The organism is Bacillus sp. 5mfcol3.1 (genome assembly GCF_900114335.1).
GTDB lineage: Bacteria > Bacillota > Bacilli > Bacillales > Bacillaceae_G > Bacillus_A > Bacillus_A thuringiensis_S.
The window spans coordinates 207,100-221,776 of record NZ_FOST01000002.1 but is presented as its reverse complement, the minus strand read 5'-3'; the positions used below and the strand labels follow the sequence as shown (position 1 = coordinate 221,776).

Sequence of the window (14,677 nt, the reverse complement as noted above, 5' to 3'; positions counted from 1 at the left end):
CTTTACCTCATCACTTCATATAATTTTGGCATCGTCTCTTTCACAATACCTTCAAATTGTTTTACTTCTTCCATCGTGTTGTCTGGTGCCAAACTAATACGAATAGCACTTGCAGCTGCTGCATGCGGCACTCCCATTGACACTAACACTCTGCTCACTTCATTTGCTTTTGAAGAACAAGCAGACTTCGTCGATACATATACACCGTTCTCTTCTAAAGCATGAACGACTACTTCTGGTTTTAAACCAACAAATGATACATTTAAAATGTGCGGTGCTGCATATGCAAGCGATGTATTAATCGTCACATCTTCCATCTCTTTAAAGAAGCTGACAAGCTCTGCTTGTAAACTTTGCAAATGAGCTACCTTTTCTTTCACTTGTTCCATTGTCATGCGAAGTGCTTTCACCATTGCTACAATGCCAGGTAAATTCTCTGTACCAGAGCGATACTTAAGCTCTTGTTGACCACCTGATAAAATCGGATCTAATCTTACGCCATCACGTATATAAAGAAGACCCGTTCCTTTTACACTGTGGAATTTATGTCCAGATATTGAGCAAAGATCAATATGAGAAGCATATAAATCAAGCGGTACTTTTCCTATCCCTTGTACATGATCTACATGGAATCTTATTTTCGGATGATTCGATAATAACGTTCCAATTTCAGCAACGGGCTGAATTGCTCCAGTTTCGTTGTTCACATGAATAATTGACACAAGAATCGTATCTTCACGAAGTGCTCGTTTTACATCCTCTACCGATACGACACCGTGCTCGTTAACCGGTAAATATGTTACATCAAATCCGAGTTCTTCTAATTGCTTATATGCCTCAAACACAGACGCGTGTTCAATATTTGTTGTAATGATATGTTTGCCGCGCGAACGATTCCTCATCGCTATCCCTTTAATCGCAAGGTTGTTCCCTTCCGTTCCACCTGATGTGAAAATAATTTCAGAAGGTTTAACGTGAAGAAGCTGCGCTGCAATCGTTCTTGATTGTGTTAATAGACGCTCTGCCTCTCCTCCAAGCGAATGAATAGAAGAAGGATTACCAAAATATTTCCCAGCAACCGTCACGTACGATTGAAGAGCTTCTGGATATGGCTTCGTCGTCGCACTATTATCAAAATAGATCATCGTTCTTCCCCTTTCAGCGCTATCACATCATATAATCATATCATAAATACGTGTCATTACGCTAAGACTACGCAAAGGTTCCGTTTTATCCCGATTAGTGAATAATAATAATTAGTGAGATACCCCCACTGATTACAGTTTCACTTTATTTTGAAACGAATAACCTTACTGTATTCCGCTATTCATTATAGCAACATCGCCTGCAAAATTACACAAAAAAACAAACCCTTTTATGAAAGGGTTTGTTCATTGTCTACATATTCAGCTATTTTTTGAACAACACCAGGTTCAAGTTGCTCTAGTACAGAAGCTGCTTGTTCTAAAGCTGCATCGTATTGATATTCACGGAATAATTTCTCCGCATAATTTAAGCTTTCTGCAAGGCTTTCATCATGACTGCGGTAACGGTTACCGTATTGAATTAATTTTTCAACTAAATACGCTTGTCCAATTAACTCTTCTGTCATTTCAGCTACACCGTTCACAGTTGTGTATGCTTCTTCTAAACTGCTATTTACAGCGTTCATATTTAACGGCTTCACTTCTAATTGTTCATATACAGCTTGCATTGCCATTTGCCCTCTTTTTAAATCTTCCATAATACTCTCTGGAAGACCTGGCAAATTCGACTTTTGCATAAAGCGTTTCGTTTCGAAAATAGTATTTCGCATTTCTTGTAACTTCTCACGCGCTTCAAATTCTTCTTTACGCATCGTTTGCAGCATTTCTTTATATTCTGCATGAAGTACTTTTAATGTTTCACATTGCTCATAAACCTCTTCTAGTTCCTCACGAATAATAGAGAAGGCAATATCTTGTTCAGCAACGCGTAATTGTAGCATTTCAAAACGTTTCGTTAAAATGTGCATTTGCTTTTCAATTACTTTTTGAGATTCAATATCCTTATCTTGCAATTGATAGCTTTGTTTCACAAGTTGTGTTTCTGTTTTCGTTTCAATCGTTTCGATACGTATTTCTTCTAAGTCTTCATAAACAGAAAGTGTTTTTTGCTCCACATAATGTCTCGCATGCACCTCTTGCTCAAGTTGATCATAGAAACCATCTAAACGAGTTTTTAAGTCTTCCACTTTTTCAGCCGCTTCTGTTATATGAAGCTCCTGTATATCCATTAAACATGTGTTTAGTTGTGTCGTCATATCACGAACTTCTTTAGGGACTTCCAAATACTCTAATACATAACCTTGTCTTACCATATCATTATGACCCTGTAATAAATCTTCCAGTTGAACTGGTAGCGTCGCTTGACACTCTACTAATAAATCTGGAATTTGGTGAATAATGATTTCTAAACCAGCTAAACCTTCTTCTAAACTAATAACAATTTCTCTCGCTTTTAAGTAGTCACCATTATCTGTTGCTTCTTCAAAACTTTTAAATTTATTAGATTCAGCGTCTAGCATCTCTTCGATTTTCTGCTCTGCTGCACCATACATATGTCTATGAGCAAGAACACTCTTTTTCATACTACGATATGTATCACGTAACCCTTCAATTTCCGAGCTATTTTTCTCATGGCTTTCTAACAATTGCTGTAATTCATTTAAAACACCTGTAATACGATTATCAGCGTCATCTAAACCACTTATGGATTCGTTCATCGCATGCTTTGCTTTTCGGAAGGAGAATTGCGAGGCGAATTTTCGCGCTTGCGCTAAATCTTTGTCAGCTTTCGGAAGGGTTGTTGATACAATTTCATCCCATTCTTCACGCCATTTACCAAACAGTTCTTCTGTTTGACCCGTCATGTTTAAATCTTTTACCCGTTTTAGTTCATCTGCCACAGGTTTATCTTTTATCTCTTGTTTCCACTGCTCCAGTGCTTCAATATCTTTATATGAACGATTTCTTATCACAAGCTCTATCATGAGCAGCACTAGAATAGAGCTTACTACAATGATAACGATCGTCAGGATAGAATCCATGCAAAAAAGCCTCCTAGTTATATCTCTTTTTTTGTCCGTTCCGTTTATGAAATGGAAGGCATTATGTATAAAAAGGGAATTCCCCTATATTTAACAACTAACAATGTACTAATCATACCATGTAATGGCTTGTTTTTGACCTAGTTTTTTTTAAAATTTCATGTTTCTTTCAATGCGATTGTAATCTTTCTCAATATTCCGCCTACCTCACTACCTATCCTCAAATGATTGTAATAACAAACAATCTTTCGTATGAGATACGAAATAAATTTTCCGCATGAGTGGTGGTTCAACAGAAATTCCATGTACATTCCCCTGCCTTACAGACTGCTCTACTGCCCTTTCTGGAAGTAAAGTGATGCCAAGGCCAGCTTTTACCATTGCAAGCATCGGTTCTGCGTAAGATGTTTCCACAGCTATAGTTGGTTTTACACCTTTCTCATGAAACATGTTCATAATCATTTTCCTTACATCGCATATTTCTGGATATACAATTAATTTTTCATTTTGCAGCTCTTCTATTTGAATGACTTTCTTCTCTTTATACGGATGATTATTTGAAATGACACAAACAATTTTCTCTTGTTGCACTTCTTTTATATACGTAGCACCTTCTACTACTGAATCGATGAACATCGCGTCGATCTCCCGCGCTTTAAATAAATCTCTTAATACTTCCGTATGTCCGATTTGCCACTCTACTTCGAACTCATCACCTAATACATCTTTACACTCTAATATGTAATGCTCTGCTAAACTCGGTAGTATACCAATTGAAAACTTTCGGTTCTCTTGATACCCCCTCATTTCTGTTTTCACTTCATTTATTTGTTCCAAAATCGGTAGCATTCTTTTTATAAATAACTCTCCTGCCTCCGTTAACTCCACTCCTTGCGCAGAACGCTTAAGTAAAGTAACCTCTAAATCCGCTTCTAACTTTTGAATTTGCTTACTAAGCGCTGGTTGAGATATATGTAAAATCTTACTTGCCTTTGATAAACTTCGCGTATGCTTCACTTCGATAAAAGATCGTACTGCCTCCAAATCCATCGTACACACCTCTAACAAAAAGTTATAACCGTTATAAGAAATCGATATTTCCTCCTATAAACAATTACTCTTTATACTTATTTCATCAACTTACTATAACGAAATGTAAAGGGGAAAGATACTCTTGAACAAAAAACAAATGCTACTCGGATCCTTTCTATGCTTACTCGCCGTCACTGCCTGGGGATTTATGTTTCCTGTAATGGCAAATGCCCTGCAATTTATCGATCCGTTCTTCTTCACAACGATTCGCTATGGATCAGCAGCTATTATTTTTCTTATTTTGCTATTAATTACTGAAGGGAAGACTTCACTCCGCTTAGAAAAAAGAACACTTTCTCTGTTCTTTTACGGGACAGTCGGTTTCGCAGGATATGGTTTTCTCGTTTTCTACGGACAACAACTTGCCGGGCCTTCTGGAGCAATCCATGCAGCGATGATTCAGTCTCTCATGCCACTAATTGCCTTATCATTACAATGGATAACAAAAAACAAGCGCCCACAAAACTACACATTCCTTTGTATGTTCGTTGCATTACTCGGTGTTATGCTCGTCATTTCAAAAGGAAATATTCACTTATTATTTGGAGCTGCAAGCCACTTATCGACAAATATATTGATGCTATGCGGCGTTACTTGCTGGGTCATTTATACAAACGGGGGTGCTCGTTTTCAATCTTGGTCACCACTTCGATATACGACATTAACTTGTTTATTTGGCTCCATTTCACTCATCGTTATTGTTACTTTCTTAACGTATACAAATATAGTTACTATGCCGTCACTGCGTACAGTTGTGAGTGTTCGTTTTGAGCTCTTTTATATGGCGATTATCGCAGGGGTTATCGCTGTATTTTGCTGGAATATGGGAAATCGCTATATTTCATCTATTAACGGCATATTATTTATGAATTTAGTTCCTATCCTTGCACTGATTGGTTCTATGTTTCGAGGTTATACAGTCGATAAAATTGAAATTGCTGGAGCTGCATTAACAATTATCGCGCTATTATGTAACAATTTATGGCAAAGAAAAGTAAACATAAGAATCCCCACCTCAGTTCGTTAGGTGGGGATTCTTCACATATGAACAGCTCTTGGCCATTCATGGTACATATTCACTTTACATAATGCTTGTTCCATCCATTGCTCAATCTCTTTCGTGTACATTTCTATGAAAAATGTCTCGGACGGGAAAGAATGCAGTACTTCTGATATATATTGTGGATATAAAAACGGCATATTTATCATGCCTTTTAATTGCGTCATAAACATTGTAAATGATACTTTCTGAAATTCTTGTTTCATTTGTCCTTGTCTAATAATTTGCTCTATATAATATCTTTCTTTAGAAAAATAAACGGTCATCACTTCACGAATTAATGTCGTATCAAGCGAAAGCTCTCGGTAGAAGAAACGTGTTAGTTCTCTATTTTCAAATTGATATCGTAACATCCCACGCACCATTTGCACCATCACATCTTTAGCCGACAAATACTCTCTCTGTTCAAACGAAATTTCAATCACATGAATATACCCTTCTAAAAAATCAGTAATAAGCTGTTCTAATAAACCTTGCTTCCCAGCAAAATAATATGAAATATTCGCTACATTCACATCCGCTCGCTTTGCAATGTCTCGCACCGACGTTCCATCATAACCTTTCGTATTAAACAACGATATTGCCGCATCAATTACTTTTTGTTTCGTCTGCTTCATGCGCTCACTTCCTCTCAATGAACAGCTATAGTTTAAATTTCTTGACTTTTAAGACAAATTCCTTTAATTTTCTATCGACAAAGTCATGTGAAATACATCGTATTTTGCTAATATTTTACACATCTCGATAAAAAAGGAGCTGTTTCCATGTTTACTAAAGAAAGTTATGCAGGATCTCGTGTGCAGCAATATGAGACAGTAATTAAACAACTGGATGCGTTATTAACTGGCGAATCAAACGTAGTCGCAAACTTATCAAATGCGTCCGCATTATTAAACCAATTTTTAGATCGCGTTAATTGGGTTGGCTTTTACGTAACAGAAGGAAATCAGCTTGTCCTTGGACCGTTCCAAGGAATGCCTGCTTGCGTACGCATTCCATTTGGACGAGGCGTTTGCGGCGTAGCAGCTGAAACGAAAACAACTCAGCTTGTAGCGGACGTTCACCAATTCCCAGGTCACATCGCTTGCGATAGTGCTTCTAATTCAGAAATCGTTGTACCGATTGTGAAAGAAGGAGCTGTCATTGGTGTACTTGACATTGATAGTCCTGAAAAGAATCGTTTTGATGAAGTAGATCAGCGCTATTTAGAAAAGTTTGTGGAAACACTCCTAAAACATATGTAAAAAGAAAAGAGCGAGTTATCGATTTAGTACGTCCTGTACAAAACCGATAGCTCACTCTTTTTTTATTGATTAACAGTAGATATTTTCTTTAATGCTTGCTCTAAATCAGAAACGATATCCTCCCAAGATTCTAAACCGACCGATAAGCGTATTAAATTATCGAAAATGCCCATTTCTTTTCTTAGTTCAGCTGGAATCGCAGCGTGCGTCATCGTTGCTGGATGCTGAATTAACGTTTCTGTATCTCCTAAACTCACCGCAATTGTAATAAAGTGGAGGTCATTAATAAATGCTTGCGTCTCTTCTTTTCCGCCTTTTACTGAAAAAGAAATAACACCGCCCCCGCGCTTCATTTGACGAGATGCTAACTCCCCTTCTGGATACCAAACACCTTCTACCGCATCATGTTTTCTTAAGAACGATACAATTTTTTCTGCATTATCACAATGACGATCCATTCTTACCGCTAACGTCTTTAACCCGCGTAATAATAACCATGCATCAAACGGCGCCATAATGCCGCCGATATCTTTTCGCATCGGGCGAATCTTTTCAGCTAACGCTTTCTTTTTACAAATTGTTACACCCGCTACAACGTCACCATGGCCACCAATATATTTTGTCGCACTATGCACAACAGCGTCACAGCCAAGCTCAAGCGGTCTTTGTAAATAAGGTGAACAAAACGTATTATCAACAATGACAAGTAAACCATTTTGCTTCGCAACCTGAATAACTTGTTTTAAATCGATTAATTTCATTGTTGGATTAATCGGTGTTTCAACGAAAATAAGCTTTGTATTTGGACGAATTTTATTTTCAATATCAACCTCTGTCTCCATCTCACAAAACGAATGCGTAATCATAAATTTTTCTTCTAACACTTCTAAAAAACCGTACGTACACCCATATAATCCATTTGAACAAATAATATGATCTCCAGCCTTTAAAAAACCGATTAAAGTTGCTGAAATAGCTGACATACCAGATCCGAAGGCAAGTGCTTCTTCTCCTCCTTCTAACACCGCCATACGTTCTTCAAATAATTTCACAGTCGGATTTCCAAGCCTTGAGTAAATATAAGATGGATCCACTCCCGCAAAACTCGCCTCTCCTTGCTGCGCAGTCTCAAATGTAAACGTAGAGGTTTGAAATAAAGGTGGTGTTAAACTTCCTTTATGTTCCTCAGGTGTATAACCGTGATGAATTAACGCTGTCTCCATATGCTTCTTTTTCATAAAAACATCCCCTTTATGTTTTTATTACCGCATATTCACCAGTAAAAAACTGATGAACGTTTTTACTACATTTTATGTAAGCGTTTTATTTGTGTTTCTATCTCTTCTTTTATATTGTTTTAAATTCCTTCTTATATTAATTTCCAAAATTTATATGCATAAAACAAAAACGTACTCGCTTGACGAAACTCTGGGTAAAAGATATAATAGCGTTTGTGTAAAATAAAAAGGCAGCCTTGTAATGTGAGTTTATCGTTTGTATTTTGTTCCTCTACGGAGGTGTATCTCGTAACTCCCTGCTGCTGGAGCGAAGGTACATGAAAACAAAATGCCCGTAAATATCGATTACGTCTGTTTTTATTTTACGTAAATAAAAACATTTTTAAAGGAGGAGTCAACTATGGCTCGTTATACAGGTCCAGCTTGGAAACTGTCTCGTCGTCTTGGAATCTCTCTAAGCGGCACAGGAAAAGAATTAGAAAAACGCCCTTACGCACCAGGTCCTCACGGTCCTAACCAACGTAAGAAACTTTCAGAATACGGTTTACAATTACAAGAGAAACAAAAACTTCGTCACATGTACGGCATGACTGAGCGTCAATTCCGTCGCACATTTGACCAAGCAGGTAAAATGCCTGGTAAGCACGGCGAAAACTTCATGATCCTTCTTGAAGCTCGTCTTGACAACTTAGTTTACCGTATGGGCTTAGCTCGCACTCGTCGTGCAGCTCGCCAATTAGTAAACCACGGTCACATCATGGTTGATGGCGCTCGCGTAGATATCCCATCTTACCGTGTAAAACCTGGTCAAACTATCAGCGTTCGCGAAAAATCTAACAGCCTTGTTGTTGTTAAAGAAGCGATCGAAGTTAACAACTTCGTACCAGAATACTTAACTTTCGATGCTGACAAATTAGAAGCTACTTACACTCGTCACGCTGAGCGTGCTGAGTTACCAGCTGAAATCAACGAAGCATTAATCGTAGAGTTCTACTCTCGTTAATCTCGGTACTCTGCAAAGAGTATTATTAAAAGCCTTAGGAACCTTGTTTATCAAGGAGCCTGGGCTTTTTTTATTTTATTTAATAATGCAAGATAAGGCATAAAAAAGAATGTAATTGGGGCTAGTTTGGGGTCACAATAAAAAAGGCTGGCGTGTGTATAGAAATGGATAAGTACACAAAATAGATGGTAAAAGGAGTTACTTGTTTTGAAAGAAAAATCCAACAAGATCCCTCTCCATGTACAAGACTTTCAAAAATTTAAATTGTTATTAGAAGAATTAGTGCAAGATGAAATAATGTTCATAGAAGGCCTTTCTAAGTATTCTTTAGATATTTCTTCTAAAAAATCTAAAGTCACCATTAACCTTAGAAGCGAATTTTTCCCCGATCCATACTTGGCGATTACTGCTATAAACATTATACCAAGTAATCAAGGTAAGGGAAGTATTGTTCTTGAATGGTTTAAAACATTCGCTAAAGAAAAAGGATTCGAACGATTAGTATTACAAGAAGTTATAACTGAAGAAGGTTACCACTTTGCATTAAAAAATGGTTTCTCAAAAAAGATTGATCCATTCGAGGAAATTTTTAGAAAGCCCGATAGTACGGACGGAAATTATGAATTGCATTTATAAAGGGTAAAATAAAAGTGAACGAATATTTTTCACACTCGTTCACTTTTTTATTAGGTGAATTATCTAATATCGCCGGCTCCTTCTACATCCAATACATAATAAAGAGCCATACTAGATTTCACCCAAAATCCCTGTAACAGAAAAATGCCTATATGGTATAATTTCATTGGTAAATTTTAGGGAGAGGAGGGGCTATATGGTTCAAATCAAAGTAACACCCGAAATGCTAGAAGAAGTTGCAAACCGTGCAAATAACACTAGAAACGCGTTAGAATCCATACATAACGACTTATGTAATCAAATTGATTATTTATGTTATCAATGGATAGGTGCTTCTAATCAAAATTTCATCCAAATGTTCAATGATGCAAGACCAAAAGCATTTACCTCTATCAATGCAATCACAAATGTGGAAGAAGAATTGAAAAGGATTGCTGAAAAATTCCGCAATGCGGATAATCAAGATGTTACACTAGAAGAAGGTGCAATGTGTAGCAAAATTCCGCCAAAATCAGAAGAGACCTTTTGGGATAGAAATAAAAAGGACTTGAATGATGCGTGGACTGGGATTTCTACTGGGGTTGTAGATGGGGTTGTAGACGCATGGGACGGATTTGTCGCTTTAGGAGATAAAGAGACCTGGTTAAACATGAAAGATGCAATCGTAAATTATAAAGAAACCCTACCTGTGGCATGGAATGCCCTATCCGATTCATTCATGAATGAATTATGGAATGGGGATATGAAAAGTAGAGAACATTATGCAGCTTATGCGGTCACCTCGCTACTCACAGGTTTTATTGGTAGCAAAGGTCTGGATAAAGTTGGACAAGTAGGAAAAATAGCAGCTGTTACAAGTCTTACAAAAGGAAAATCGCTTCTAACTACTGCCCCTGCATACAGAGATGCATTGTATACATTAAATAATTTTAAATTGAACACCGGAAACCGTTTTGCTTATGCTGGTGTTGGGGGGAATTCTTTAAAAACTAGCCTTGTTGATACTTATCAAACAGCTAAGGATAAACTATCGCCTTATCAATATACTAAAAGCAACACAGATGGAGACACTTTTGTTGGTAAATTATATGGAAAAGATGTACATCTCGACGATGTCCAAGTTGCAGATATTACTTATTCTAAGAGAACTAGAGAAGAAGCTGAACAACTTCGGAAGGAATTTGATAGAAGTGTGAGAAAAGATTTTCTTAATGCATTGGTAAATGACCCTGTTAAATTGGAAGAACTCAAAAAAGCGGGGATAACAGATGCTGATATAGAAAGGATGAAAAGAGGAAACAACCCAAAAGGGTGGCAGGTACATCATAACCTCCCCTTAGACGATGGAGGAACAAATACATTTGAAAATTTAACTTTAATACAAAATCATCCATATCATAAAGTTATAACTAATACACAACGTACATTAACTAAAGGCTTGCAACCAGGAGATAGTGTAGACATAAGCTGGCCTATCCCAAAATACAACATCTATCCTAAAGGGGAATAAATAAATTTAGAAAGAGGTTTTTGTATGTGGAAAAATCTAGTTTTAGAAATTGAAAAAATAGAGAAAAGTTTTAATGATAAATTGAATACACCCGCAACGGATACTGAAATTCAGAGATTAAGAGAACATGCAAAAGAGAAAATTAGTATTGATTTACCGCGTGAATACGTAGAGTTTCTTAAAACTGTAAATGGTTTAGATTTTAATGGGCTGGTACTTTATGGAGTCGATTCTTCTTTACTAGAAACAGAAAAAGATGAACAAATTTGCGGCTTTATAGAAACGAATGAGATTTGGTATGAAAATGAATTTCAAAAAGAGTATCTTTTCTTTGGAGATTCAAATATTGCGTGGTTTTGTAAAAACTTATCTGACAGTACTTATTTAGAACTTGATAAACCATCTGGAACAGTGATGAACACATATAATGATTTCAATACAATGCTTGAAGAAGCATTGAAAACAGCCCTCCTTTAATATGGAGTATTAAAATGAAGAATATTACATGGTCCTTTATGAGTAAAACACCAATTACAGATGAAGAAATCCAAAAAGCAGAAAAATATTTTGGTATTAAATTTCCTGAAGATTTCATTGCATGTGTAAAGAAATACGATGGAGGTTATCCGAGACCTAAAATATTTGATGTGCCTGGACGGGATGAAAATGTATTTAGTAAGCTTTTAACTTTTGATTTAGAAAGTAGAAATTCAATTATTCAAGTTTATGAAGATATAAAAGATCGATTAGCAAATAAAACATATCCTTTTGGTAAAGATTCATTTGGAAATCACTTATGTTTTGACTATCGAAACAATCCTGAATCACCAACTGTTGTATTTTGGGAACACGAAGAAGAAGATATCGAAAAAGCAATTTATCCTGTTTGTTCGTCTTTTACCGAATTACTTAATAGCTTACGCGATTTAGAAGACGAGGAATAAAAAATAAAAGAAGAACGCCTTATTATAAGGATTAACGTTCTTCTTTTTCATTTTGAATATGGATAAGTTTTCTTTGAGTTATATTAATACCCCTAAAAAAAGCGCAAAAAGAATCTACTTATAATTAAATAACCCCCCTCTTTTCAAAATAACGTAATAAAAATCAGATTATCTTCAGATACCAAATTTCTTTCATACGTCAAATATTAAATTCCAAACTTAGCCACTTCGAATGCTGATAATGGTAAAATATCCTATATAAATACAATTTATGATGGTGTTAAATTTTCTTTATTAGGAGGAGAGGAAAATGGCAGTAACAATGAAAGAAGCTTACTCGACAATTTTGAATGAAAAGGTTTCAGCGCAAGAAATAGATGAACCTGTAAATAAGCATTTAAAACAAGAATTAGAATGTGGAGTTTGTAGAATACCTGTGGCGCATCGCACAAGACATATGAGAAATGAAGTAGATATTCCAGCGCTTTTTTACCGAAAAGGCGGCATAAACCACGAGGAATTCTGTTCATACAATACACTCGGTCAGATTAAAGTTATCGCACGTGATTCCGATGATGACATTTTAAAAAGTGTAGAGGATAAAACTTTTTTATTTCGCTTAAATATGATCCATGAGCCTTTAGAAGAATTGAAAAATCAAACTACAAAGCCAAAGAATGATCAAAACAAGGCACTGAATAAAAAAGATAGAACTTATCATTCTAGCGGGAGCTTAAACTCATACTTATCAACCATGAAAAAGATAATTGAGTTACGGAATATTCTAGAAAAACAAACCGAACTACACTCTATTATTGAAATTGAAATGCATGGAAAAAGAATAAAGTGGAGTGATTTTTATTACGAACCAAATCGTTATATACAAGCATTCAATTACATAAAACAACTAGAATGGAAAAACAGACACCCTATTTGCATAGAGGGTATTGTAGACAGTGTGCGGTATATAGAAATATCAGATAAATATGCTATAAACCTTCGCTGGGAAAAAAAGGGAATTAACAGCAAAGGAATAGAACAAATTCCTTCACCATCTATTTTTTTCGATGCTGGAACACTTTCACCAGACGATATAAAAGCCGGACAACATATTGCGGTATGCTCACTATGTTCACCTCGTATGAATGGCGGGAAAGTTAGAGAATTTTTAAATACTAATGCCCATTTGTATCATAAAAATCAACTTGTTATTTTATCAGATTAATAAAAGTTCAAATGCTCCCCCTCTTGAAGATTTCATGAGCCTGTTTTTTTATTTATAACCTTCGAATTCACATCCCATAACCTTGGATATGAGTTTTAAATTTATCATCACCTGCACATTTCATTTTTAATATGGATGAGTTCGCTTCGATAACACCTTTCATGATTAATACAGTTAATGTCATACCAACGCTACATCCTATAAAGAATGTTCACCATGTCATTTATCTCAATCCTTCCAAAATAAAAGCACCCGTTATGGATGCTTTTTATTTTACTTACAAACCCTTTTCCTCTTCTTCCTCTTTTACCGTTGATACTTTATCGTACATGTCCATCATTTTCTTAAACGAATTAAAAGCCCCTACATATAATCCGATTAAACCAACATAAATCAATAAAGCACCTTTATTTTGTACTACTGAAATAATTACAGTAATTGTACCTCCACCGCTAGTCAACAAACTTCCCATTACATCCATGTATTCTCGAAACTTGATACCTGCCTTTTGTTTAGTTCCGTAGCAATAAAGTGTCAAAACCAAAAATGAGACAAAAGCTATTGTCCATAAAGACATGTAAAACCCTTCTAATAAACTTTCCATGTAATTACCCCTTTTCTATAAATAAAATTACTTGCCCCTTTCTATTTACAGAAAAAAAGTAGACTCCTTCTTTTTTTTCAAAAAAAGATTTTTTGTTTAATTCTACTTTCCAGCTTCTATCTTCCATACATAATAAAAAGAGCAACCAAATAGATGCTCTCGTATTGCTTCAATATTATTTTATTTTACTAATATTTACGTTTAATAGGCATCTCGGGAGTGCTTAAGTTGTCGTAAAATTTTTCTGATTTCCTTAGACTTAATGCGTTAGCCATGTTATTTTCAAATATATCAACTTTAACGTTTGGGTCTACATGAATGCAATTCATTTCCTTATCAAGCGCATTCTTCTGAAGTTTTTTAACATAAAAAGTGGATATTCTTTTGTCTCTCAACGAATCATCAATAACATATAATAAATTTAATTTTATTGCCCTTTCATCCTCTTTACTTTTCATAATTGGAGGCCTCTTTTTAAAGAAGTCCATAGAAAACAACGCTTTTTGATTTATTTTATCATAAAGACAAAACTTCACACCTCCATCTTTGCAATGGTATTCTTGTTCATGCCCATTAACATCTCTATGACCATTAAACTGATACTCAATATTGCCTTCTTGTTCTTTTTAAGGGCATCCGGCAAGCCCCAAAATCACAGGGAGTGAGTAGAATTTTTATTGATAACGTTAATGACTTAAAAGATCTGGAAGCACTTATTACTTCGTGCTATGATCAAATTTTAGCTAATGTTTAAAAGAGAAAAATGTACGCTCTTTTTCCAACAACCTGACAAAAAGCCAATCCAATGGATTGGCTTTTGAAGTTTATATATAAAATAAAGTTATTTATTTTCCTCTTTTTGAACATATACATAAGCATCTTTCTGCTCTTTATGTATATCAACCTTCGAATTCTCTGCAAGCTGACCCGCATTTAGCAAAGAAAAAATAATGAGCGCTTCTAGTGACATTTTGTTTTACCACTCCTTTCTAGTTGTTATACATTTATCATACCGCTTACATGTGATTTCCGT

General features: G+C 35.7%; 16 protein-coding genes. 8 read left to right on the top strand and 8 right to left on the bottom strand.

Annotation, left to right across the window (positions count from 1 at the left end; all coding sequences use genetic code 11):
• Nucleotides 1-2: 2 nt before the first annotated feature.
• The 3 genes from BM089_RS10365 to BM089_RS10355 form a co-directional block, all read right to left on the bottom strand.
• Complete coding sequence (locus BM089_RS10365; protein WP_090976907.1) at nucleotides 3-1,145, bottom strand: cysteine desulfurase family protein; 1,143 nt, start codon at nucleotides 1,143-1,145, stop codon at nucleotides 3-5.
• Between the two features lie 230 nt (nucleotides 1,146-1,375).
• Nucleotides 1,376-3,088 carry a septation ring formation regulator EzrA gene (gene ezrA / locus BM089_RS10360; protein WP_000377315.1) on the bottom strand — a complete coding sequence of 571 codons (1,713 nt, stop codon included), beginning with the start codon at nucleotides 3,086-3,088 and terminating at the stop codon, nucleotides 1,376-1,378.
• Between the two features lie 210 nt (nucleotides 3,089-3,298).
• On the bottom strand, nucleotides 3,299-4,138 hold the full coding sequence (locus BM089_RS10355; protein ID WP_090976905.1) for a LysR family transcriptional regulator: 840 nt from the start codon (nucleotides 4,136-4,138) through the stop codon (nucleotides 3,299-3,301).
• Nucleotides 4,139-4,262: 124 nt separating this feature from the next.
• Here BM089_RS10355 and BM089_RS10350 point away from each other — a divergent pair, with 124 nt between their 5' ends.
• Entirely contained in the window at nucleotides 4,263-5,207 is a 945-nt protein-coding gene (locus BM089_RS10350; protein ID WP_090976903.1) for a DMT family transporter, read from the top strand.
• An 11-nt stretch (nucleotides 5,208-5,218) separates the two neighbouring features.
• On the opposite strand, the gene refZ is transcribed toward BM089_RS10350, so the two are convergent.
• On the bottom strand, nucleotides 5,219-5,857 hold the full coding sequence (gene refZ / locus BM089_RS10345) for a forespore capture DNA-binding protein RefZ (RefSeq protein WP_075718479.1): 639 nt from the start codon (nucleotides 5,855-5,857) through the stop codon (nucleotides 5,219-5,221).
• 147 nt (nucleotides 5,858-6,004) lie between these two features.
• Between refZ and BM089_RS10340 the strand changes: the two genes are divergently transcribed.
• On the top strand, nucleotides 6,005-6,484 hold the full coding sequence (locus BM089_RS10340; RefSeq protein ID WP_000494340.1) for a GAF domain-containing protein: 480 nt from the start codon (nucleotides 6,005-6,007) through the stop codon (nucleotides 6,482-6,484).
• 62 nt (nucleotides 6,485-6,546) lie between these two features.
• Here the strand turns inward: BM089_RS10340 and megL are convergent, their stop codons facing one another.
• Complete coding sequence (gene megL, locus BM089_RS10335; protein WP_090976902.1) at nucleotides 6,547-7,722, bottom strand: methionine gamma-lyase; 1,176 nt, start codon at nucleotides 7,720-7,722, stop codon at nucleotides 6,547-6,549.
• 400 nt (nucleotides 7,723-8,122) lie between these two features.
• On the opposite strand from megL, the gene rpsD reads away from it, so the two are divergent.
• The 6 genes from rpsD (at nucleotide 8,123) to BM089_RS10295 (ending at nucleotide 13,040) form a co-directional block, all read left to right on the top strand.
• Nucleotides 8,123-8,725: a 30S ribosomal protein S4 gene (rpsD, locus tag BM089_RS10325; RefSeq protein ID WP_000135315.1), complete on the top strand. Its 603-nt coding sequence runs from the start codon at nucleotides 8,123-8,125 to the stop codon at nucleotides 8,723-8,725.
• A gap of 207 nt (nucleotides 8,726-8,932) precedes the next feature.
• Entirely contained in the window at nucleotides 8,933-9,361 is a 429-nt protein-coding gene (locus tag BM089_RS10320) for a GNAT family protein (protein ID WP_090976900.1), read from the top strand.
• A 196-nt stretch (nucleotides 9,362-9,557) separates the two neighbouring features.
• Nucleotides 9,558-10,871: a WXG100 family type VII secretion target gene (locus BM089_RS31505; protein WP_254791359.1), complete on the top strand. Its 1,314-nt coding sequence runs from the start codon at nucleotides 9,558-9,560 to the stop codon at nucleotides 10,869-10,871.
• A gap of 24 nt (nucleotides 10,872-10,895) precedes the next feature.
• Nucleotides 10,896-11,348 (top strand): YrhA family protein, encoded by a 453-nt coding sequence (locus tag BM089_RS10305; RefSeq protein ID WP_090976898.1) that lies wholly within the window; start codon nucleotides 10,896-10,898, stop codon nucleotides 11,346-11,348.
• A 14-nt stretch (nucleotides 11,349-11,362) separates the two neighbouring features.
• Nucleotides 11,363-11,815, top strand: coding sequence for an SMI1/KNR4 family protein (locus BM089_RS10300; RefSeq protein WP_090976896.1), 453 nt, complete (start codon nucleotides 11,363-11,365; stop codon nucleotides 11,813-11,815).
• Nucleotides 11,816-12,125: 310 nt separating this feature from the next.
• Nucleotides 12,126-13,040: a hypothetical protein gene (locus tag BM089_RS10295; protein WP_090976894.1), complete on the top strand. Its 915-nt coding sequence runs from the start codon at nucleotides 12,126-12,128 to the stop codon at nucleotides 13,038-13,040.
• A gap of 277 nt (nucleotides 13,041-13,317) precedes the next feature.
• On the opposite strand, the gene BM089_RS10290 is transcribed toward BM089_RS10295, so the two are convergent.
• The 3 genes from BM089_RS10290 to BM089_RS10280 all read right to left on the bottom strand — a co-directional run bounded on the left by BM089_RS10290 (nucleotide 13,318) and on the right by BM089_RS10280 (nucleotide 14,614).
• Nucleotides 13,318-13,644, bottom strand: coding sequence for a hypothetical protein (locus BM089_RS10290; RefSeq protein ID WP_090976892.1), 327 nt, complete (start codon nucleotides 13,642-13,644; stop codon nucleotides 13,318-13,320).
• A 188-nt stretch (nucleotides 13,645-13,832) separates the two neighbouring features.
• A complete protein-coding gene (locus BM089_RS10285; RefSeq protein WP_090976890.1) occupies nucleotides 13,833-14,102 on the bottom strand; it encodes a hypothetical protein in 270 nt (89 codons plus the stop codon).
• A gap of 383 nt (nucleotides 14,103-14,485) precedes the next feature.
• On the bottom strand, nucleotides 14,486-14,614 hold the full coding sequence (locus tag BM089_RS10280; RefSeq protein WP_000050940.1) for a hypothetical protein: 129 nt from the start codon (nucleotides 14,612-14,614) through the stop codon (nucleotides 14,486-14,488).
• Nucleotides 14,615-14,677 lie beyond the last annotated feature (63 nt).